The organism is Thermococcus sp., from assembly GCF_015521605.1.
Classification (GTDB): Archaea; Methanobacteriota_B; Thermococci; order Thermococcales; family Thermococcaceae; genus Thermococcus.
Window position 1 is genome coordinate 1 of the sequence record NZ_WANV01000016.1, and the last position, 22,085, is coordinate 22,085.

Consider the following 22,085-nt stretch of genomic DNA (forward strand, 5'->3'; position numbering starts at 1 on the left):
ATGGGGATAGACCTCTTTGACTCAGCCAGCTACGCCCTCTACGCAAAGGACGACCGCTATCTAACACCCGAGGGGACGAAACGCCTGGAGGAGCTCGACTACTTCCCCTGTTCCTGTCCCGTTTGCAGCCGCTACACCCCGCAGGAACTCCATGAAATGCCGAAGGAGGAGCGGGCGAGGCTTTTAGCTCTCCACAACCTCTGGGTCATTCGCGAGGAGCTCAACCGTGTCAAGCAGGCGATAAAGGAGGGGACCCTCTGGGAGCTCGTCGATGAGAGGGCTCGCTCCCACCCGAAGATGTTCGCCGCCTACAAGAGGTTGCTGGAGTACAGGGAGTACCTTGAGAAGAACGAGCCCGTAACCAAGGCGAGCGCCTTCTTCAAGGTCAGCGAGGAAGCGATGAGCTGGCCGATCGTTCAGCGTGCTAAGGAGAGGGCCGAGCGCGTTAAGAGCAAGTTTTCCGAGACGGTAGAACACCCTATATTCGGCGAGATTCCGAAGTACCTCAGCCTGAGCTATCCATTCGCCCAGAGCGAAGGCGAGGAGGACTTCTCTATAACCAGGCCTGCCAGGAGGGAGGCGAGGAACTACATCATGGCCATAGCGGAGTACCAGTTCGGTGAAGGTGCGGGTGATGCCTTTAGAGACGCATTCGTCGAGCTCTCCAGGAAGACCGGCATGCCGCGGCAGATAAAGGCGAAGGGCAGGCACCTCGCGACCTTCAGGGCCGAAGACGGCCTCCTAACGCTCGGGATAGAGGGGGCAAAGAGGCTCCACAAGGTTCTGCCGTTCCCGAGGATGCGCGTGGTGGTCAACGAGGATGCCGAGCCCTTCGCGAAGCGCGGAAAGAACGTCTTTGCCAAGTTCGTGGTCGATGCCGACCCGGAGATAAGACCCTACGACGAGGTTCTGGTCGTGAACGAGAGGGACGAGCTGCTGGCTACCGGCCAGACCCTGCTCAACGGCGAGGAACTCAGGGTCTTCCAAAATGGCCTGGCCGTGAAGGTCAGGAGGGGCGTTGGGAAGTAGAAAATTTTATAACTCCCCTCCCTTCTCCTATTTCGGGCGGGCCCGTGGTCTAGATGGTTATGACGCCACCCTTACAAGGTGGAGGTCCGGGGTTCGAACCCCCGCGGGCCCACCATAAGAAACTTTGCCTTCGCAAAGTTTCATCAAAGTCCGTACGTGCTTTTCATGTGCTTTACTTCCGGTGGTTTCACACTCAAACTGACGTTTTTAGAGAGGGTTTTACTTTTAACAGCGCCCGGAGGGCGCAGGGAGAGAAACCCAGCAGATATCAGCCCCCTACCCCGGAAAGCCACTAAAAGCCTCCCCCATTACAAAGCACGTACGAACTGCTCCAAGGCGATTAAAGGGAGTCAGAACCATTTGGTCAAGCTTTGCGAAAGCAAAGGTTGCTGGGGGCTACCGCCCCCACACCCCCAGTAACTTTTGCTTGAGCGACGTTGGAGCTTTGCTCCAACGCACGGCCGGTAGTCCCGTTGAGTTTGATCGACTCTCCTTAACCAGCAAACTCATCAAGAACCACAAACTTTGATGGACTTTACACTGCAAAGCTTCCCGTACTCTCAAACCCCTTGGAGTGGCTCTTCCTTAACTCTGCCAGTGATGTTAAAAAGCCCGAAAACCTTTCATCTTTAGGTGGTGAGCATGAAGATACACTACGAGTGCTTTGCCTGTGCCGCCAACCAGTGTCAAAAAATCGTCGAGATGGGCACGGACGACTTAGGGCTTAGAAAGAGGGGCGTCATCGAGGCGGCAAAGTTCATGGCAAGGATAAACGAGGATTCAATCCCCGCTGTTTTCGGTAGCGAGGTTTTCCTAGGCGTTTACAGAGTCATAGGCAACGACGACCCGTTCAGGAAATACAAGGAGCTCTCAAACAGGCTCGCCGAAAAGATAGTCTCCGACCTTGTGGAGGAGGAGATAGACCTGAAGACTGCACTAAAGCTCGCCATAATCGGCAACGTGATAGACTTTGCCGTCGGATACTCCCCGGAGAGGATCGAGGAGGACGTTAAGGCGATGCTCGGCGAGGAGCTCTACGTTGACCACTCCGATGAGCTCTTCGATAGGCTGGGGAAAGCTAAGACCCTCCTCTACCTCACGGACAACTGCGGCGAGATTTACTTTGACAGGCTCTTCATAAGAAAGCTGAAAGATGCCTTCCCGCACATAGAAGTCTACGTTGCGGCTAAAGACGGCCCAATAATCAACGACGCAACGGTTAAAGACCTTGAGAGGGCTGGCTTCGGCGAATTCGCCAGAATAATCTCGACGGGGACAAGGATAGTCGGCGTTCCCCTCGATCGGGTCTCGGAGGAGTTTAAGGAAGTTTTCGAGAGGGTCGACGTGATAATAGCAAAGGGACAGGGCAACTTCGAGACTCTCAGTTTTCAGTTTAATGACATTCTAAAAAAGGAGATAAGATAACATTAACTATTCTGGGAGGATAACTTGGCAATGGCTATTGTGGATAATAGTATTCCAAAGAGTGTTAATACAAATGCTGTCCATGCTCCTAGTTTTAATGAAAGAGGGAATACTTGAGCAAATATCCCAATTGCTCCGGAACTTAATAATAAACCCACAGCAAACATTGTCAATAAAAGTTCTTCTCTATTGAACAATTTTGGTTGTAAATGCAAGAAGATATCATCTATATATGCCGTGACGATATTATCTCCCTTTATGATTATCTGAGCCAGATTGTATTTAGCACAAGTACGGATCTTAAGTAATATATTCTTTTCATCTGCAATGAGCCAGATTGGTATCTTGGATGGCATGATTATTATATTTGAAGTCGTGCTTTCTACTATTAGCTTACTGTCAGATTTTATGGTCGTGTTAGCATTCTCCCGTATATATATTTTCAGAATATACTCCTCTGAACAAGAAACTTTATACTCACTTTTGAGGGATATACGATCATGGATAGTAGGTTTGATGATTTGAGTCTCTTGGTTATGAGTAGATAATATCTCGAACCTATAGAATAAAACCTCTCTGAAATCGGGGTCATTGGAAAGTATGTCTACAAGCTGGTCCCATTGCTCTTCCAAGGGTTTCTCTTCAAGATTGGTACTAATAATATTTTGGACGACTTTGCTAAGAGACGTAAAATATGTTGCATAGCTTGAAAAAGATGACCTGAGATTACTTGTGAGATTGATCTGAGTGTTAATATCATAACCCACTAGCTTGTCAGACAATTGGAAATACACATGGACTACGCCATTTTTCTCGTAAATATCTACTATACTCCCTTTTCGTATGGGATAAAACTGCCAAGAGTTCCTATTGGATGATGGCATACTATTCCCGATAGTGATTATCAGAACGTCTTTTCCCCTCAATCCCTTTCTCTTGTCCTCATTTTCTAGGTCACTGAGTAGAGCTTTATCTACCCATTTAGTTCTGTACCTATAGTGCATAATGTGTCCTGATGGATAAGCAAGTATTCTCAAGTTATCCTGCATATATTCAGGGCGATAGTTCGAAGAGAATAGTACTATGTCCACATTCATGGATCTCACCAGTTTTTATTATCTCAGAAAACTTTATTAATTTTGTGTTGTTAGATAAAATGTAATGGCGGTAAATAATGAGAGTCCCTTAGATTTCCTTCCCGAAGCTATGGTTGATGATATGATTAGTCAATATAGCACTACAGTTTTTCCAGCAGTAGACTCGTATTTGAAACATCTTCAGAAATTAAAAGGAAAGATGAGGCACGCTCTTGAACAGAAAGAGTTACTAAAGAGCAGTGGGGACATTTTGGAGTATAGAGGAATTGATCCTACTGTATGTGGAGTTGACGGAGCATACGCTATTAGCCGGCAGATTGCTGTAGACGTTGTAGGCATTGCAGCAGTTGCTGTGGAAGGTCTTCCCCCATACGAAAAAAGATTATGGAAGCAACCACATCATATTTCAAAGATAGTTCCTGTGGAACACAAAGCAGACACTCCTACTATTGCGGGAGGATTGATGTTCTCTTATGAATTGGAACTCGCATCCAACGCTCCGCACAATGTTGTTTTAATTGATGGTTCACTTACTACACATCTAATTAAAATTGGCATGACATTCTCAAAACTCGATAGCGAGGAGGTTCCTATCTCGTTAAACGATGAATTCAAAAGACGAGCAGAACAAACTCTGAGAAATTATCTCAAAGTAATCACCTCTCCTAAGGGAGATCAAGTGTTTGCAGGAGTACCTAAATACAGTAGTCGTGACGAAATTATAACTTTCCTTTCCAGTGAACACGAAGAATTATTTAAAGACATCCAAGGAAAGTACAATGATAAAGCCCTTCTTTCAGTTATAATGAAGTCCGAAGAAATTGTTGGTCCTATCCCCCTTGTAAAACGACAGGAAGAGGGTAAATGGCACATTAGTGGGAAAGGGAAAATTAAAGAGATAGTTGGTGCAAATATTGCTGAAGAGTATTATCGCAAGATTATCTCGGCACTAGACAACTTGTATGTGGTATACTATAAACCCTCTTCTTCCCAACCTGCGCTTAGGGTTGAAATACCTAAATCCGTGGCTAGAAATCCTGCAAGATTAGCCATGGCAATCAAGGCATTACAAGATCAGGCAAAGTTTCCGGGAATTATAGAACCATACCCTCTCTACCTTGCAGATTTGTTTGTTAAACATTTGGGTGGAGCTTTATCTCAAGTGAAAGATATTGTTCTCTCTGATCTCGCAGTTATGGAAGATGTTGATCCGATAAGTGTCCTTCTCTCAATGCATGAATATCGGAGTGTGGGTGGTTATGACTGAGGGGATAAGAGTAAAAATTGAAGAGGGTATTGCTTCCTCTGAGCGAATTGGGATAGTAGTGTCTCCTTCCACCAATTTGACACTGAACGTGGAACTATTAGAGACTGCATATGATAAAGGAATTGTTGGGTATCCTTGTTTGGTATCCTTTCTTCAGGATAATCTGCAGACGTATGCCATAGGGCAGATAACCTCAATACAGCTTAGAAATCCCCACATAGAGAGACATCCAATTAAAAAGATTATAAGCGTAAGAGGTGAAGCTAATCCTCTAACAGCCAAACAGGATACAAGGCAAATAGAAATTGGGATAAGTGCTGTATATTCCATTAATGATGACGAGTTAGTAATTCCCAGTAGGATGGCTTCAGTCCCTCCTACTGGCACTCCAGTATATCTTCTAACTCAAACAGTATTGGACTCGCTTATGGAACCCCACAAGAGCGAGGTCTTCTATATCGGGAGGATATATAATACCAATATCCTGCTTCCAATGATTTTCAAGCACTTTGGGAAGAGTGAGGATGGTAGAGGATTAGGCGAGGCGTATCATATCGGGATCTTTGGTAAAACTGGTTCTGGAAAATCATATCTTGCCCGCATGGTGATTGTTGCATACGCTAGACATCCAGAAATGTCTATTGTAGTCCTTGACCCACAAGGAGAATTTTCGCGGGAAATATCCAATAACGGGATTCTAAAGAAAGTTCTTCAAGAGAAACTGGGAAGAAACATATACCTACATTCAATAACGGGGATCTCACTGACCAACTCAGAAACCCTTAAGAAAATGCTGGTTCTATCTGGATTTCTTGATAAAATGGGTGTAAGAGCTACAGAAAACCAAGAAATCGCTGCTGATCTAATTGTGAGTTTTCTGTTGAATCCTACAAAATGGAGGCATGGAAGATACCAAAGAACACTTCCAGAGTTCCGAGAAAGAAGGATCCCCTCGTTGGATGTTGCATATCTTAAAGACGTCTTTGATCAAGTCATGGAGTTTGTTCAGAGAGACGACATAATCCGTAGAATCTATGTCGGGGAGTCATATCAAGAGCGTGTTAGGACAGCCATTGAGACCAGATATGATGAACTATACCAAGAATGGAAAAAGATAGCATTACTATTTTCAAAAGAATCAGGTAGGGTTTCCATTGATGAATTGATACAAAAGACTCTCGAAGAAAAGGCAATTGTATTTATTGATCTTTCCGAACAAGGTGCAGAGGACATCTTTTGGAATGAGAAAGTCCAAGCTCTAATATTGAATGATATTATCTCTGAATTACAACACCAAGGTAATATGCAATTCAAGCAGGGCAAGCATATCAACACGTTGGTAGTTGTAGATGAGGCCCATAGATTTGCACCTAGGGAAAAGCAGGAAGATGAAGAAATGGAAGCATTAAGAATGAATTTTGTTGATGCAGTTAGAACAACAAGAAAATATGGTCTTGGATGGATGTTTATAAGTCAAACTATAGCAAGTTTGCACCCAGAACTCATAAATCAAATGAGAGTGTATTTCTTTGGATATGGGTTATCTTGGGGCTCTGAGTTAAGAACTCTCAAAGAGCTGGTTGGTGGAGGGATGGGCAATAATTACCTCGCATTATATCAGGCATTTAAAGATCCACAGAGCTCAGCGGTTTTAGGCGAAAGAGAGTACCCATTTATGGTCTTTGGCCCAGTATCTCCACTTTCGGTCTCAGGATCCCCACTTTTCATAACTGCTTTAGACTATACTAGGGAGTTCCTAGAAGTAAATAATTTAAACACACACACTTAGTACACAGAGCCATTATTGAACTGATGCGGAACTGGGATTTTGTTTTTAATACGGGGATTAGGTGATAAAATGAATACTGAAGACATCGAAGTCGTTAGACAACGGCTATTACAATACTTTCAAGACATAGGATTCTCAGTAAATCCCCATCTAAAACCCTCAAAAAGCTCAAAGGAATTCTTAAGAGCATTACATAGTAAAAGGCGATTAGAACAACTTCAAGCAAATAGAAAGTTCTTAGAACATAACTTTCCTCTAATTAGGGAGTATTATAAAGAAGTCGAGATCAGCATTGAGGATATTAAATTAGAACTGCGCTTTGTGGATGCAAGTAAGCAAGATGATAACTACATTTTGTTCAAGTGGTGGAATTTAGTGTGGTGGAGTCTTCCATATGAGAGATCTATTGGACGAAAGATTAGCTACTTAGTATTCGATAAATATCATAACTTGCCTTTTGGATTAGTTGTTCTACAAAGTCCAGTCATGTATTGTCGGGCTAGAGATGAGTATCTTGGGATAACAAAGGAAAAAAGGGATTACTGGATTAATCAATCACTATATGGTCAAAGAGTAGGTGCTCTACCCCCCTATAATCGAATATTCGGTGGGAAGCTAGTCTCAATGTCTCTTGTTTCGGCAGAGATACGAGAGGAATACCACAGAAAGTACCATGGGAGAAAAACATTAAAACAAAAACGTGTGCTGCCATCGAATCTTCTTTTCACATATACACTCAGTGCTTACGGCCGTAGTAAGATTTATGAGGACTTGTACTTCAAGGGGGAGCCTCTCAGCGTTTTTGCAGGGTATAGCAGGGGAGCTGGAACTTTTCATATTAGTGATAGTATGTACCAAGAATTACTTCGCTTACTGGGAGAAAACGTAAAAAAATCAGTTTTTGTTAGTCCCTCTCGTAAAATGAAGTTGCTGGCGAAGGCGTTTAGGATAATCGGATTACCCGGTTTTGAATATCATAACATCAAAAGAGGGGTCTATATCTTTCCTCATGTATATAACCTGAGGGAGATTATCTCCAGTAATGAAGCACCAAGATGGAAGTCTATTAAATTCAAGGAATTGTATCAGGAATGGATGGAGAATTACTTGTCACCCAAAATAAAGACCCATGTGATAAAAGACAATCTAAATGACATTCTCAAACGTGCAGATTATCCATTCATGTAACTGGTTACGTCGCCCTCTTCTCCCCCTCCGGGAACTTCCAGTTCTTCGTTATCTTAGTGACGTTCCTCACAAGGGCCTTTTCCTCAGGGTGCTTTGATACGAGCTCCTCAAGGAAGGAAATCAGTTCGTCGTAGGCGGGCTTGTCTATCGGGAAGGGAACCCTGTCTTTACCGCCGACGGCGTAGGTGAACTTGAAAGGGTCAGGCGAGTGCGTTACCGGGTCCCTCCAGCTCGGATGGACGTCGTAAACCAGCTCCAGGACGAGCGAGAGAGCACGCAGAGTGCTCGGCCCGAGGCCTTTAAGGAGCAGAAATTCCTCGTAGTTCGAAATGCTGAGCTCCTTCGCAAATTCCAGAGCTTTCCTGTTCAGCTCGAACCTCCCGAGGCTCTCGTAGCGCTTCAGCAGGTCCTTCTCCCAGGGCTCGCGGGGCCTGTAATAGACCAGCGGGCGGTAACCCCTCGCCATCGCCTTCAAACTCTCAAGCTCGCGCTCTATCTTCGCCGGCTTTTCCTGGACGATGTCGAGGAGCGTCTTCTGGTATTCTCTCGCGTCCTTCGAGACGGTGTTGAGGGCGAACTCCCTCCTCAGTCCTGCAATGGCCTTGTGGGGGTCGAGGGTAAAGGTTTCAGCATCAAACCAGTGGAAGCGCCTCGCCATCCTTTCCCTCTCGTTCATGCCCTGCTGTATTACCGCCCAGTTGCCCTCCTCATCAAGGAAAAAGACGTGGTGGTAGAGCTGGTAGCCGGTCTGGAGGGCAACGGTATCAACCTTGGCAACGAGCCGGGAGGTTCTGACGTATGGCTCAGGGTCGAGCTCGTAGAGCTCCGCTATGGTTTTCAGCTCCTCTGGAGTCATTCGGCTCTTCTTTCCTTTCCCACCGGCCGCTTTTACTCCGAGTTCCTCCCTCCAGAGGGCGTCCTTTATTATGCCAGCCGTCACCGTCGTCGAGCCGGAAGAGTCCCAGTCCATCCCGATGAGGTTGTTGAAGGCCTGAAACCAGACCGGGTCTGAGAGCCTTTCGAGGAGACCCTTTGTCCCATACTCCTCAACTGCCAGAATAAGCACTAACCGGGTGAGCTTCCTCATCCTCTGGGCGAGCCAGGGTGGGACGTGCCCACCGTGGAGGGGCAGATCAGCGACGTTCCTCATCATCGTCCACTTCATATTAAAACGATTTAACCTTTGCCACAAGCTTTTTATCCCCCGGCACGTTTACCCCATCGTAAACCCACGGGAGGTATGCTCATGGGAGTTGAAAAGGTTCCGAAGTATGACATTCCGACGGTTAAGGTCGACTACGTTTTTATCGAGCTCGACAAGATGAAGCCCCACGAGCAGCTCGTCCAGAAGGAGCTTGAGGCCTTCATCGAGAGCGTTACCGGTAGTGGAATCTTCTGGAAGCCCATGCTCCTCGCCAAGGTTCCCGGTGAGGACATGTACCTGATAGTTGACGGTCACCACCGCTGGGCGGGTTTACAGAAGCTCGGCGCGAAGAGAGCTCCATCGGTTATCCTTGACTACTTCAGCGACGATGTCAAGGTTTACACCTGGTACCCGGCCTTCAAGGGGAACCTTGAGGAGGTTCTTGAGAGGCTCAAAGCCGAGGGACTTGAGGTGATTGAAGACCCCGAGGCCGAGGAGAAGGCCGAGAGGGGCGAGATAGCCTTTGCCCTCGTCGGCGAGAAGAGCTTCTCCATCCCCGGAGGCCTTGAGGAGCAGAAGAAGGTCAGCAAGGTTCTGGACGAGATGAGCGTTGAAGGTAAAATCGAGCTCATCTACTACGGCCTCAAGGAAGATGCGAGGGAGGACATGGGCAAGGGCGAGATCGACTACGTCTTCATCAGGAAGGCACCGAGCAAGGAGGAGGTTATGGAGCTCGTCAAGCGCGGCGAGGTGTATTCGCCAAAGACCACCAGGCACGTCCTGCCCTTTAACCCGGACAAGATCGACGTCAAGCTTGAGGAGCTGTTCTGAAGGTTTTTAACTCCTTTTTCCTACTTTCTACGCCGATGACGAAGGATCAACCGGCTGAAGGGTGATGACCAGTCCAGGAGGCCGAGGCATGCTCAAAGGATTGATATTCGACGTCGACGAGACCCTGGTCTATTACGAGGGCTACGACCACAGGAAATGGTACGAGGGATGGGTTCTTCCGGAGCTGAAAAAGCACGGCATCGAGCTGGACTACGAGACCTACAGGAAGACGGTGAGGGGGGATCTGCCCCGGAGCTACGTCGAGCGCTTTGGGATAGACCACGTGGAGTTCTGGAAAATCGTCGACCGCGTGAATCTCCAGTACCGCCGGTGGATGGCCGAACGGGGAAGGATACGGCCCTTCCCTGACGTTGATGCCCTTGAAGAGCTGAAAGCGATGGGCTTGAAGCTCGCCGCGGTGAGCAACGCCTCTCAGGAGTGCACGGAGTTCGTTTTGAGCCTCTTTGATCTGGGGAAATACTTCGAGGTTGTCTATGGGAAGGACTACTCAAACCTCGACGGCGTCAAGCCAAGCCCATACCTCGTTGAAAAGGCCCTGAAGGCGCTCGGTCTTAAATCCCGGGAGGCCATGATGGTAGGCGACAGCCACCACGACGTGCTGGCAGGAAAGCGTGCGGGCATGAAGGTGGTCAACGTTACGCGCTTCGGGAAAATCGATGGTGCTGACTACTACGTGGATAACCTCTGGGAGCTTGTCGAACTGGTAAGAAAAATGCTGGAGAGATGATTACTCCCCGTAAAACTCATTCTCAAAGACATCTATGCCGACCTCAAGGCCCTCCAGCCAGTTTAGGAACCTGCCAACGTTTTCATCCCGGAATATTGCCCCGTGCTGTGGGGCTATGACCCTGGGACTCAGCCTCCGAACGGAGCGAACCCATGCCCTAAGTGCCTTCGTTGAGCTCATGTACCTCCTGTGGAAACCTTCCATATGTTTGACGTGCTCTTCAAAATCCTCAACGAAGAGGTACCATTCACCCTCGGGAAACGCCGCGGCACCTATGTCAGTGCTGAAGAGTATCCCGCTCTTCTCGTCGTAGAAGGAGAAGTTGCCCGGACTGTGGAGGTAGTGAGAGGGAATCGCCCTTATTGTTGAGCCCCCAAGCTGGAACTCCATTCCTCTGTCAGGTATTCCCACCGTCCTGCCAGCACTTAGAACCGCCATGTGGGGTATGAACCTGACCCAGAGCTCGGAGATAACGAGCTTTGCAAGCGGGGCGTATTCAAACCAGAGGTTTAAGCCCGCAACCACATCCGGATCCTGGTGGGAGTACATGAGGTATTTTATCTGCGTGGGGGAGATGACGGAGGAGACGTTCCTCAGAACCCTTGAAAACACAAAGAATCCCCCGGGTTCTATCAAAGCCGCCTCGTTTCTGTCTATGACGAGATACTGGTTTGTAAGAATACCCTTCTCGTCTTCGGCCTCCTCGATTCCGAGCCAGTAAACTTTGTGATCCCCGTCGTCATAGAGGGGGTATATGTTCATGTTTCTTATCATGTCAAACACCTCCAACCGGAACCCAGACATTGACCATGTAAGTGCCCTCAACTCTGGAAACAAGCTCCAGAGCTTCCTTCATCCTGGACTCAGTATCTGCCTTGACCGTCTTGGTTCCTTCAGAATCCCTGTACTCAACGGCAAGAAGCTGAGTTCTCCTGAGCAGAAGCTTGAAGGATTTTGTGCCGTCCTGTGTAATACCGGAGACGTAAAGCACTTCGTCCCTGATGTTTCCTCTGAGCTCCATCACGAGCTCCAAAAGTTTCCCTGCCCCTATTATGTGAAGACCGCTGTGCACCATCTTTGCCTTGGCCAGGAAACTTGCCACGCTCATTGGGTCAGAAAAGTCCACACTGAGGGCCGCTTCAACCGTTGGGACATCGACGGCCGGGGGATGCATGCTCTCCGCGAGATCCTTAAGGGCCTTTGAAATACCCTCTGCCAGTATCTCCAGCGTTTTGCCGAGGAGGAATTCCCCCCTTCCGCTGTAGGACAGCTCGATTTCAGCGCTAACGTTTTTCTGCCATTCCTTGAGACTCACAACCGCGGTGAGATGGCTCTTCCTTCCAACACCCTCGTATATGTGGCTGTTGTAGTCCTCATGGAATGTGAATCTGTAGGTGTCCCTGAACTTGAAGACGAACCTTGGGAGCATTATCTCCGCCTCAATGCCTTCCCGGGTGTTTACCTTCACAACATACGGCCAGTTTGTGATGAACTGGGCAGGATCGTTTAGGATCTCCTTTATGGTCCTGACGTCTGCGTTTATCTCCACCCGGGTGGATTTTCGCTTCATAATACTCCCTCCAGGATTTCGAGAATTTTTATGTAGGCTCCTTCGACCCCGTCCCCAACGTTTATCGGCAGGATGAACAGGACTTCATTCCCATCCCGGAACAAAAGTCTGGTGGGTTTTTCGTGGGCGACTGCACTAACCTCAAAATCAACGATTCCTCCTGATGAGAGCCTGAGATTACCTACCAGGTGGGGAACGGCATCCTCATTGTCAATCCTGGCCATATCTGGCCATATTTTATAGAGCGGTTCGAAGGGATTAACGGCCCAGGAAACGTAAAGGCCTGAACCGTTAGACGCGGCTCTTGTATTCATATCTATCACCCTTGTTAAATATCCAACATTCTGGATACCACTACCAATAGGCACATTTGAGTTTTAAACTTTCTGTTCTAATTTCGAAACCTGATTTGTTTTGGGAAGATATTCCACAGATTTTTGTCTCGAACATCAACATTCAGACTCTGAATTTCGAATGCGTCAGTCTTAAATACTAAGAGGACGCCTAAGTATAAGAGTGGTGTCTATGGAAGCCGGTTTTAAATGTGAACGATGTGGAGCCCCCCTTGAGGTTTCTCCCGAGACAATAGTCGCTATCTGTCCTTACTGCGGTTTTCCGAACCATGTAAGCGGCAACCTAAAGACGGAGAACATCTACATCGTCCCGACCATTGATAAAAACGCCATAGCCAAGGCTTTCTGGAACAGGGTAGAGAGGGACTTCGACCTCAAGCGCATGAAGGAGAGGATTGAGATAGTCGATATCGAAGGCCACTACGCCCCCTACTGGGTTGGCAGCGTTCACGTCGGGGGTGACGTCGAGTACATGGTGCGCGAGGAGGAGTGCCACACCGACTCGGAGGGCGAAACCCACTGCCACACCGTTGAGAGGCACTACCACGACTACGTTGACGAGGTTTTGAACCTCATCGGCTCCGCAAGGAGGCAGGTGAAAAGCTTCGGCGTCGATGACATCATACACCACTACTCTAAGGCCCGGCCGGAAGGAAAGAGGCTCCTTGACCTTGACGAGGACCAGTGGGGGAAGGTAAAGCTTGAGATACTCAACACGGAAATGGACGAGACACAGGCGAAGATGGTGATGCGCGAGGATGCTGTAGACGTGGTAAGGAGCCGCTACTCGGCCAAAGCAGACAGAATAGACCGCTTTGACGTGACGGCGGACGAGCCTCAAAACGTCGCCCTCGTCCTCCTCCCGATGTGGACGGTCTACTACAAGGTCGAGAACTCGATATTCCACACGGTCTTTGCCGGCTGGGACGGAAGGGACGTTGCTGCCACGGAACCCATGCCCATCTGGAGACGCGCCCAGTACATGGCCGGCGTTGTCCTCGGTCCGATAATAGGTGCAGCCGGTGCCGCCTACGGAGCCGTCAACGGTTCTCTACTTGTTTCACTGCTTGCGGTAATCCTTGGTGGCGGAATGAGCGGCTACTTCGGGGCGATGGTGCTGGAGGGCCAGAGGCTCGAGCGGAGCGGCTCATTCCTTGCTGCGTTGAGGAGGTGAGAGCATGGAAGTTCAGTGTCCCACCTGCTCGGCGAAGTTTAAAGTCCCCGATACGGTTAGTGTTGCCACCTGTCCCTACTGCGGGACGACCTTCCACGTTCACACCGGTGAGGAAGCCGGGGAAGAACACTACTTCTTCCCGTCGATGAGGAAAGATGCCGGCGGTGTTCTGCTCAAGTTCCTGTCAAGGCAGTACGGTGCCCCGGCGGACATAACAGGGGCAAAGGTTACCAAGAAGCAGCTCCACTGGGTTCCGGTGTACTTCTTCTATCTCCACGGCAGGAGCAAGAGGTGGTCCACCATAGAGGAGATACGCTTCGTCGGAATCCCAGCAGGATCCCCCTTCAGCGGGCTTCTTGAAGGCTACCCGTTCCCGATAAGGGGCAAACGCTTCTTCGATGAGGCCATAGTCGGGAAGGGGAAGTACTACGAGCCCGAGCTTTCGAAGGAGGAAGCGGAAGCGATGGCCAGGAGCATGATGGAGAGTGCCCTGAGGAGCGAGGCGATGGAGGAGGATAAGTCCCTCGGGGACTACGAGATTGAGGTCAAGTACCAGGGGCTCGTCCACTACCCGCTCTGGGAGGTCCACTACGAGTACGGAGGGGAGTCCTTCGAGGGATACGTTGACGGGACCGACGGAAGGGTCATCCAGGGCGAATACCCCCTGATGAGCAGCGCGAGGAAGAAAGCCACCGCCCTCGGAATTGGCGTCATCGTGGCAGGGCTCGTCTTTGGCATCATCGCCACCGGGGTCTACGGGAGCGCCTGGGGCCTCATAGGTGGGCTTATCCCTGCCGGTGCCGGAGCGTTCGGGATATTCCGGAAGGGCTCCGTTAAGAGGAGGAAGGTCAGCGAGGTTATGAGGGTCAACAAGGGTAACACGTACTTCAGACCGATGTGAGGTGTTGTTTATGGGGAAGGAAACTTCGATAGTTGAAAAGCTTGAGCTCGTGATTCCGGGCTTCCATGGCTACAAAAAGAAGGAACTCCTGAGGGAGGACGACAGACTCATCCGCGGAAAGGTCGCCGACACTCTCGCCCAGGCCAGGCGCGAGATGGAGAGGGCAATCCAGAGGTGTGCCATGGTGAGCTGCCAGCAGCTCATGGCCCTCGACACGATGAGGAAGAAGCTGATGGCCCTTGAGAGCAGGGTGAGACACGCTGAAGCAGGCTACCGCGGCTACTTCGACAGGGTGAAGTTCAAGGAGAAGGAGCTCAACAGGCTCATAGAGTACGATGCGAAGATGATAGAGCTGGCAGAGGAGATACTCAACGCCGTCAAGGCTATAAACGGCCAGATAGCGAACCCACAGGCCTTGGGCATGGCGGTTCTCGACCTCGACGACAAGCTCAACTCCTTCGAGGAGGTTTTGAAGGAAAGAATGAGCTTCGCGGCTGGTGAGTGAGATGGTGCAGGTAATCGAGTGGGTGAACCCGGGTGAAGACGAGATAATCTGGAGGTACCCGAACGAGGTCATAAAGTGGGGTGCCCAGCTCATAGTGCATGAGTATGAAGTTGCCGTCTTCATGCGCGACGGCAAAATCTACGACGTCCTGGGACCGGGGAGGCACACGTTAACAACGCAGAACCTTCCCCTCCTCTACAAGCTCGTTGGCGGAAGCAACAGCCCCTTCAAGGCAACGGTGATCTTCGTCAGCATGAAGCAGTTCCAGGGGCGCTACGGGGGAGAGACGCAGACGAGGGAACTGGCCCCTGTTAAGTACTACGGTGTCTACTGGTTCAAGGTTGCCGACCCTGTGCTCTTCATCACTGAGGTGGTCGGAGGCCAGAGCCTCTACGATACCAGCGACGTCACCAAGTTCATTCGCGCCTACTTCAACGAGGGCATGATGAAGCACCTATCCGCTTACTCAATCGTCGACCTCTTCCAGAACCTCGACATGGTGAGCACTCAGGTGAAGGTCAAGCTGATGGAGGACTTCAGGCGGCTCGGCCTTGAGCTGGTGGACGTGAAAATCGAGGGCGTAAACACGACCGACGAGTGGCGCCAGAGGCTCTTCTGGATAATGCAGACCGGCAACGCTCAGGCCGTGATGCAGATGGACACGGCAAAGCAGGTGGCGGCTGAACTTGGAAAGAGTGAAGGAGCGGCCGTTGGAACTGGAATGGTGATAATGCCCCAGCTCCTCCAGCAGCCTGCTCAACCGACACAGCCGGCGCAGCCGTACTCTGGTGGCGGCGTTCCACCTGCGGGCTACCCGAACCCACAGCAGCCAGCCCAACCGGCCGCTCCGGCGGCACAGCAGGAAATCTGTCCCTACTGCGGCAAGCCGATTCCGCCCGGAGCCAGGTTCTGCCCCTACTGCGGTCACGAGATAAAACGCTGTCCCAACGGCCACATAGTTCCCGAAGGGGCGAAGTTCTGCCCGGTGTGCGGGGCAAAGATAGAGTGATTACCCCCCTTCTATATTTTTGAGACTCTCCCTAGCCAGCTCTAGAAGCTTTTCGGGAGTTAGAACTTCGACTCCTTGGGGTGTTTTTTCGAGAACATCCTCGGACGGTACAACCAAAACCCTCCTGCAGTCGAATTTTCCGAGCTTGTCCTCTATCTTTCTGACCTCTTCCCTTCTAACGCGGTTCTTCCACTTGACCTCCCCAACGAGCTCCAGCCTCTTAAAGCCCTGGAGGGCGATATCGAGCTCAAGTTTGGGCATTTCTATCCTGATCTGCCTCAGCCCGTAAACTTTCGAGAGCAGGGACTCAACGAAACCCTCTACGGCCTTTGGAACCTTCTCGCTAACGGCCCGCTCTATGAACTCCTTCGGCGTTTCGAGCTCGGTGTAGGCGTACTTCGCCTCGAGATAGAAGTGCAGGTCAAGGAGAGGAGATAGATGCATGTAGGAGAACTTCTTTCTCCTCTTACCCGTCACCGGGAGCTTCCTGAGTATTCCCATGTCCGTCAGGATCGAGAGGTACCTCTGGAGAACGCCCGGGTTGTCCTTTTCTATGAGGCCCCTTGAGTAGAGGAGCGATGAAAGCTCTGTGCTCGTCCTCTTACCACTTGCAATCCCTTTCATAACGGCCTCATAGACCGCCGTTAGCTCTTTTTCCTCCTCAGTAAAGGCCTCACCTATCAGCTCCTTTATCATCGGGGCCGCGGAGAATAGGTAGTCGGTTAAGAACTCCCGCAGGGGAGGCCTGTAGGGCTGGACTAGCAGTGGCTCGCGAAGGTAGGTAGACGCCTCAACCAGTTCCTTCCCTTCAAGTTCCCTAGAAAGCTCCACTAAGATTTCTCTCTCGTCTATCAGGCCGATCTTAGCTGGTGTAACAATCCCAAGCAGGGGACTCCCCTTTCCGAGCAGGGTTCTCTTTGCGAGCCACAGGGTCGAGGTTATGAGGGTAACCTCCCCGCTCCCGGAGTACGCGTGCAGGAGGTCAAGGAAGTTGCTTGGGAGGCGGTGGAACTCATCAACCACGATTCTCCCGTCCTTCAAGAGTCTGGGAAACAGGTTGATGAACTCGGCACTGGTCATCGTTCCCGCGTTTATCCTGTCGTAAACCACGCCGTCCCTCCCCACAAAGAAAAACTCGTCATAATCGAGGAATTTCTGAACGAGGAAGGTTTTTCCGGTCTTTCTCCTGCCGTAGAGCATCTTCCAGCCAGACCCGTCTAGGGCCTTCAGCTCGATTTTCCTACGAATTATTCTCATGGAAATAATTTTCACGAGAATATATTTAAGGTTTGCGTGGTGGATGAAGCTAAGGCTAATTGGGTCACACCCTATCTTTTTCCCATCCGTAGTAAAGCTTATATAATGCCGCGAGATACATATCTCCAGGTGTTCTAATCAGCCATTGGGTGTTGAAATGCCTGGTGCAAACAACGTCCCGGGTGTCCATGTATGAAAAGGCTCTTCCTCACTCTGCTCCTCGCCTTCCTCTTAGTGATGCCCTCAGTATGGGCTGTTAATCCAGGAGTCTCCGTCATCGAGTTCCAGGGCGTCCAGAATCCCGAGGCGGTTATTCGCCAGATCGCCAATGGTCAGTACGACATCGGACTCTTCTCACTGCCGATGGAGGACTATCTGCGTCTCAGCGACGACGTTCTCAAAAGCCTCGATCTGTACAGCCGGACAGTTTCATACAACGAGCTGACCTTCAACACCTACCATGACCCGGACAAGGACGCTCCGTTGGTTACCGTCGACGACAGGGTCTACTTCAACCCCTTCGCGGTTCGGGAAGTCCGCTTCGCGCTGAACTACCTTGTGGACAGGGAGTACATCGCCCGGGAGATATACAAAGGCGGCGCCACCCCGATGTTTGGGTGTATCGGGCCCAGCCACCCGGCCAACAAGTACTTCGGGCCGGTCTATAACACCCTCAACCTCACGGATTCCGGAAACCTCAGCTTGGCGATGCGGCTTTTCAGTGAGGGCATGGAGAAGGCCGCCCAGAAAGTCGCGGTGTACAACCACAGCCTCGAAAGGGTAAACGGCACGTGGTACTTCGACGGCGAGCCGGTTACCGTTAAGTTCGTCATCCGCATCGAGGACGAGAGGAGGCAAATCGGCCGCTACGTTGCAGATTTGATCGAGGAGTACTTTGGGTTTAAGGTCGAGCGCCTTGAGTGGGACAGGCAGAAGGCCGGCCAAGTCGTCTTCGCCACCCCACCAAGCGAATACGAGTGGAACATCTACACCGGCGGCTGGAAAGTCGAGAACGATGTTCCAAGCCTCTGGATCGACGACTACACCGCCTGGTTCTATGCAGCATGGTACGGCTACCTGCCGGGCAAGGACGAACCCAAGCACAGGAACACTGTCACGGTTGGGGAGTTCCTTATGTACTTGGGCAACGGCGACGCCGATGCGGGGCTTCAGGCAATAGGGGCGGAGTACTACAAAAGCGCCTCCGAGCTTGGAGGGATTCTCAGCTGGACGGAGGAGGAGCTGACGAAACTGCTCGTCCACTCCAGCCTTGAGGCTGATAGCGAGAACTACACCATCGGAAGCGCCGAGCAGTACTGGGACCTCCAGAAGATATCGATGGGCATCGGGATAATGGAGAGCGCGAGGGTTTTCCTCACGAAGGTCTGGGAGTTCTCCCCGGTCAACAGAGAGAGGGTTTCTGGAATAAAGGCGGACCCAAGCCTTGGCCTCTTCAACAGGTGGAGCCTCCTGAGCGCGGAAACACCCGACGGCGTCCTGAGGGTGGCCTACTTTGTCCCGACCTGCGGTGGCTTCTGCCTTCCGTTCAACCCTGTGGTGGAGTCTAGATACCCTCTTTTTCCAGTCAACCTCTGGGATCTCCTCCACGATCCTGCAGGATACACCAATCAAAGCGGCCTGTACACGCCCTACCGGTGCAGGTGGAGCGTTGAACGGGGGAACTTTACTGTTCCAGGTGATGCCGTCATCTACAACCAGACCCGGGGCTGGATAAACCCCCACGCCGGCGAGAAGGCTGCCATCAGGGTCAGGGTAAGCTGCAACCTCGGCGAGTGGCAGAATGGCGTTAGGATGAGAGAGACAGACATCAAGTACTACATAGCCTTCCTCTACACCTGGGCCTACAAGGACGGCGCTGACGACCCGTACTACGAGGACGACCTCTCAGGGGTTGCGGGCTTGCTCGGAAACGTCCTGGGCTTCGAGTTTACAGACGACGGTTACGTTGTCTACGGTAGCTATGCCCACCCAATCGCCGACGACCTGACAGCAAAGGACTACCTCTTCTACCCGAAGTCCCCGTGGGAGCTCTACTACGCGATGGGCGAGCTCGTGGCGAATGGGAGTGCCTACGGAATCTATCAGAACTACTCCCTTGGCGAGGCCGAAGGAAAGATCGAGTGCCTCAACCTCCTGACCAAGGAACACGTTGCCGACCTGAGGAAGGTACTGGTACATCTAATGGAGAAGAAAGCGGTACCATCTGCGATAGCAGACGACGTGAGCGATCCGGAGGAGGGCTACGCAAGGCTCATCGAGTGGATAGACACCTTCGGTAACGCCGTCATAAGCGACGGCCCCTTCTACATCGAGAAGAACGTCCCGGAGAATTTGTTCATGGAGCTGAAGGCCTTCAACGGCTCAAGCCCCATCGCTCCCCCAATCTCTACCACTCCCTCTCCGACTCCGACATCCTGGGCCGATTCCCCGACCCACTCGGAATTGGTGGTAGTAGCCAGATTTTCCCATGCTTGGCTCCCCTACGCCCTCGGCCTTGGCGCCCTGCTGATACTGGCGCTAGTGTTCCTTAAGGTCAAAAAGAAGTAATTTCCGGGCAGTACTCTTCAACCTTCCAGTTTTCATTTTTGCTCCACAAAAATGGAAAAAGCTCAAACCCCGAACTTCTCCTCGATGTATGCCTTTATCAGCTCTTTCGTCGCTAAGAGGCCTTTGACGTGCGTCCTCTCCATGCCGTGGCTCGCGTGGACACCGGGGCCTATCAATGCAACTCTAACGTCCCAGCCTGCCCTTAATGCGGCGCTCCCGTCGGAGCCGTAGTAGGGGAAGACGTCCACGACGTGGGGAATCTCGTGCTTCTCGGCAAGTTCGATGAGTTTCGTCGTCATCTCGTAGTCGTACGGACCGCTTGAGTCCTTCGCCGCTATCGAAACCGCCGTCTCCTTTCCGGCGACGCCGTCCCCAACGACGCCCATGTCGACGACCAGGAGTTCCTTCATGCCCGTCGGATAGCCGGCCGAGCCGCCGTGCCCCACCTCCTCGTAGGGCGAGAAGAAGAACGCCACAGGGAGACTCTCCAGGTTCTCGGCCCCCAAGTCGAGTAGCAAGTCGATCATAACTGCAACACTCGCCTTGTCGTCAAGGAAGTGCGCCTTGACGAACCCATTCACATATTCAAACTTTGGGTCGAAGGCTATGAAGTCGCCCGGCTTTATCCCGAGCTTCTCGGTATCTTCCTTCTTCTCGACTTCGGCATCAAGCCTTATGTACATGTTTTCCTCCTTTCTTTCCTTCTTCCCGGCCTCCTTGTTGACGTGGACGCTGGGGTTCTTGAGGAGGAGCGTGCCCCTAAACCTCTTCCCCGACCGGGTTATTATCGTGCAGTACTCTCCCTCGAACGTCGGGAGGAGAAGGCCTCCGATACGGGTGAAGCTTAAATGTCCGTCCGGCAGGATCCCTTTGACCATGGCCCCGAGTGTGTCCACGTGACCGGCTATTACGAGTTCCGGCTGAGGATGGTTCCCTGCTATGAGTGCCCCCTTGTTGGTGTAGTAGGTCTTTATTCCGGCATTGTTGAGCCTCTTCTCGATGTGTGTGAGAACTTCCTTTGTGTAGCCTGTTGGCGAAGGTATCTCAAGAACTTCGCGGAGAATCTCAACAACACGCTCCATGTTATCACCGTTTAAAAAATGTTCGAAGGGTTAAAAAGGGCATCGCTTTGAGGGTTGAGGGCAAATTTCCGTTACTCCCCACCCAGGCTGAAGGTGTGCTCTCCCTCAAGCTCGGAGACAGGGACAACTATGTAGGCGAAGCCGTTCTCCCACGAGATCCCGATTTCTAGGGTGTCCTCCTCCGGCTGAACGATCTTAACGTCCAAGATTGGCTCCGGGAACGTAATCGTTCCGACGTAGTGGTACGCACTGTCCCTGCCGAGTTCGTAGACCTCGACCCTATTTTCTTGGGCAAGTGCAAGGTAAAACCAGCTTGCTGAGGCTGATGAGGGCTTTTCGTCCACCTCCAGGGGCTCGCTAACGTAAACAACCCCGTCGTTCCAGTCGTAGTAGGCAGTAACCACCTCGTCGGAGTCGCTTGAGTAGATAACGACGCTTCCCACTTCATCCTGGTCATTTGAGATTATTTCCCAGACCCCTTCAAGGCCCGAGTCATAAACGTTTAAGTTCTGATCGACATAGTAGAACCCGCAGGTGGTCCCCATATAGAAACCGGCCACACTTCCGTCTCCAAAGGCCGGGTGCATTGAGAGAATGGAGCAGTCGAAGGTGTACTCCTCACTTTCGGCTTCGCCGTTCACAAAGGTCGTGACGGTGAGGTTTTTCATAAGGGACGTCACTATCGCGGGTTTGCCGTCTATGGTCGTCATCGCGTAGGCCAGAACTCCTTTTTTCTCTCTGTACTTGTTGAGGGAGCGCGTGTAAACACGAACGGCCCCGTTCTCCCAGCCGAGGTATTTGTCGTCGTCAAGTCTCAGAAAGTCGAAGAGGTCTCCGATTACTTTTCCGCTCTCCATATAGACGGTGCTGTCTCTGATCTCGAAGTAGTAGACGTTCTTTCCGACTTGGAAGACGACGTTATTAGCAGAAATCTCGTGGGAGGAAGGTTCCCAGTTGGCGCTCGTTTTGGCGAAGTCGGCGGGCCCGTCTATTACTACAGCCCAAACCTCAGCGTTCACGCCAGACAGCGAGCCAGTCTGAAAGGAATAACCGAGTCCTTCCGTTGGTTTAATGTCCAGGTCGTGGTACGCCCAGGGTTCGGCATTTGAAACTATCACCCCCAGACAGTGCTCAACATGGAGTTTGGG

General features: G+C 51.0%; 20 protein-coding genes and 1 tRNA gene. 13 read left to right on the forward strand and 8 right to left on the reverse strand.

Annotated features, from left to right (window positions below; all coding sequences use genetic code 11):
* The 3 genes from F7C11_RS02510 to F7C11_RS02520 form a co-directional block, all read left to right on the forward strand.
* On the forward strand, positions 1 to 1,029 hold a 1,029-nt coding region (locus F7C11_RS02510), incomplete at its 5' end, for a tRNA-guanine transglycosylase (RefSeq protein ID WP_297090639.1).
* A gap of 38 nt (positions 1,030 to 1,067) precedes the next feature.
* Positions 1,068 to 1,144 (forward strand) — tRNA-Val (locus F7C11_RS02515).
* A 527-nt stretch (positions 1,145 to 1,671) separates the two neighbouring features.
* A complete protein-coding gene (locus F7C11_RS02520; protein WP_297090762.1) occupies positions 1,672 to 2,454 on the forward strand; it encodes an ARMT1-like domain-containing protein in 783 nt (260 codons plus the stop codon).
* 2 nt (positions 2,455 to 2,456) lie between these two features.
* On the opposite strand, the gene F7C11_RS02525 is transcribed toward F7C11_RS02520, so the two are convergent.
* Entirely contained in the window at positions 2,457 to 3,560 is a 1,104-nt protein-coding gene (locus tag F7C11_RS02525; protein ID WP_297090640.1) for a hypothetical protein, read from the reverse strand.
* A 55-nt stretch (positions 3,561 to 3,615) separates the two neighbouring features.
* On the opposite strand from F7C11_RS02525, the gene F7C11_RS02530 reads away from it, so the two are divergent.
* The 3 genes from F7C11_RS02530 (at position 3,616) to F7C11_RS02540 (ending at position 7,795) form a co-directional block, all read left to right on the forward strand.
* Positions 3,616 to 4,818 (forward strand): DNA double-strand break repair nuclease NurA, encoded by a 1,203-nt coding sequence (locus tag F7C11_RS02530; protein ID WP_297090642.1) that lies wholly within the window; start codon positions 3,616 to 3,618, stop codon positions 4,816 to 4,818.
* Positions 4,811 to 6,607: an ATP-binding protein gene (locus F7C11_RS02535; protein ID WP_297090763.1), complete on the forward strand. Its 1,797-nt coding sequence runs from the start codon at positions 4,811 to 4,813 to the stop codon at positions 6,605 to 6,607. Before F7C11_RS02530 ends, F7C11_RS02535 begins: the two co-directional genes overlap by 8 nt.
* Positions 6,608 to 6,676: 69 nt before the next feature.
* Positions 6,677 to 7,795, forward strand: coding sequence for a Druantia anti-phage system protein DruA (locus F7C11_RS02540; RefSeq protein ID WP_297090644.1), 1,119 nt, complete (start codon positions 6,677 to 6,679; stop codon positions 7,793 to 7,795).
* A 4-nt stretch (positions 7,796 to 7,799) separates the two neighbouring features.
* On the opposite strand, the gene F7C11_RS02545 is transcribed toward F7C11_RS02540, so the two are convergent.
* Positions 7,800 to 8,945 carry a DUF763 domain-containing protein gene (locus tag F7C11_RS02545; protein ID WP_297090646.1) on the reverse strand — a complete coding sequence of 382 codons (1,146 nt, stop codon included), beginning with the start codon at positions 8,943 to 8,945 and terminating at the stop codon, positions 7,800 to 7,802.
* 96 nt (positions 8,946 to 9,041) lie between these two features.
* Between F7C11_RS02545 and serK the strand changes: the two genes are divergently transcribed.
* Both serK and F7C11_RS02555 read left to right on the forward strand, forming a co-directional pair.
* The gene (gene serK, locus F7C11_RS02550) at positions 9,042 to 9,770 is read left to right on the forward strand and encodes an L-serine kinase SerK (RefSeq protein WP_297090648.1); all 729 of its coding nucleotides are present in this window, start codon (positions 9,042 to 9,044) and stop codon (positions 9,768 to 9,770) included.
* 88 nt (positions 9,771 to 9,858) lie between these two features.
* Positions 9,859 to 10,518 (forward strand): HAD family hydrolase, encoded by a 660-nt coding sequence (locus tag F7C11_RS02555; RefSeq protein ID WP_297090765.1) that lies wholly within the window; start codon positions 9,859 to 9,861, stop codon positions 10,516 to 10,518.
* Here F7C11_RS02555 and F7C11_RS02560 read toward each other — a convergent pair whose 3' ends face one another.
* From F7C11_RS02560 to F7C11_RS02570, 3 genes are read right to left on the reverse strand one after another with little or no spacing between them, the layout of a single operon-like run.
* Positions 10,519 to 11,292, reverse strand: coding sequence for an MBL fold metallo-hydrolase (locus F7C11_RS02560; protein WP_297090650.1), 774 nt, complete (start codon positions 11,290 to 11,292; stop codon positions 10,519 to 10,521).
* Between the two features lies 1 nt (position 11,293).
* Positions 11,294 to 12,088, reverse strand: a complete 795-nt coding sequence (locus F7C11_RS02565; protein ID WP_297090651.1) for a hypothetical protein — start codon at positions 12,086 to 12,088, stop codon at positions 11,294 to 11,296.
* The gene (locus F7C11_RS02570) at positions 12,085 to 12,456 is read right to left on the reverse strand and encodes a hypothetical protein (RefSeq protein ID WP_297090653.1); all 372 of its coding nucleotides are present in this window, start codon (positions 12,454 to 12,456) and stop codon (positions 12,085 to 12,087) included. Before F7C11_RS02570 ends, F7C11_RS02565 begins: the two co-directional genes overlap by 4 nt.
* 157 nt (positions 12,457 to 12,613) lie before the next feature.
* On the opposite strand from F7C11_RS02570, the gene F7C11_RS02575 reads away from it, so the two are divergent.
* The 4 genes from F7C11_RS02575 to F7C11_RS02590 are packed head-to-tail and all read left to right on the forward strand — an operon-like array spanning position 12,614 to position 16,030.
* Positions 12,614 to 13,615, forward strand: a complete 1,002-nt coding sequence (locus F7C11_RS02575; protein ID WP_297090767.1) for a hypothetical protein — start codon at positions 12,614 to 12,616, stop codon at positions 13,613 to 13,615.
* 4 nt (positions 13,616 to 13,619) lie between these two features.
* Complete coding sequence (locus F7C11_RS02580; protein ID WP_297090655.1) at positions 13,620 to 14,516, forward strand: hypothetical protein; 897 nt, start codon at positions 13,620 to 13,622, stop codon at positions 14,514 to 14,516.
* Between the two features lie 10 nt (positions 14,517 to 14,526).
* Positions 14,527 to 15,021, forward strand: coding sequence for a hypothetical protein (locus F7C11_RS02585; protein WP_297090657.1), 495 nt, complete (start codon positions 14,527 to 14,529; stop codon positions 15,019 to 15,021).
* Between the two features lies 1 nt (position 15,022).
* On the forward strand, positions 15,023 to 16,030 hold the full coding sequence (locus F7C11_RS02590; RefSeq protein WP_297090769.1) for an SPFH domain-containing protein: 1,008 nt from the start codon (positions 15,023 to 15,025) through the stop codon (positions 16,028 to 16,030).
* Here the strand turns inward: F7C11_RS02590 and F7C11_RS02595 are convergent, their stop codons facing one another.
* The gene (locus F7C11_RS02595) at positions 16,031 to 17,287 is read right to left on the reverse strand and encodes an ATPase (RefSeq protein WP_297090659.1); all 1,257 of its coding nucleotides are present in this window, start codon (positions 17,285 to 17,287) and stop codon (positions 16,031 to 16,033) included.
* Positions 17,288 to 17,479: 192 nt separating this feature from the next.
* Here F7C11_RS02595 and F7C11_RS02600 point away from each other — a divergent pair, with 192 nt between their 5' ends.
* Positions 17,480 to 19,855: an ABC transporter substrate-binding protein gene (locus F7C11_RS02600; protein WP_297090661.1), complete on the forward strand. Its 2,376-nt coding sequence runs from the start codon at positions 17,480 to 17,482 to the stop codon at positions 19,853 to 19,855.
* Between the two features lie 62 nt (positions 19,856 to 19,917).
* Here F7C11_RS02600 and F7C11_RS02605 read toward each other — a convergent pair whose 3' ends face one another.
* Positions 19,918 to 20,937, reverse strand: a complete 1,020-nt coding sequence (locus F7C11_RS02605) for a M42 family metallopeptidase (protein ID WP_297090663.1) — start codon at positions 20,935 to 20,937, stop codon at positions 19,918 to 19,920.
* A 71-nt stretch (positions 20,938 to 21,008) separates the two neighbouring features.
* Positions 21,009 to 22,055 carry a hypothetical protein gene (locus F7C11_RS02610; protein WP_297090665.1) on the reverse strand — a complete coding sequence of 349 codons (1,047 nt, stop codon included), beginning with the start codon at positions 22,053 to 22,055 and terminating at the stop codon, positions 21,009 to 21,011.
* Positions 22,056 to 22,085: the final 30 nt, after the last annotated feature.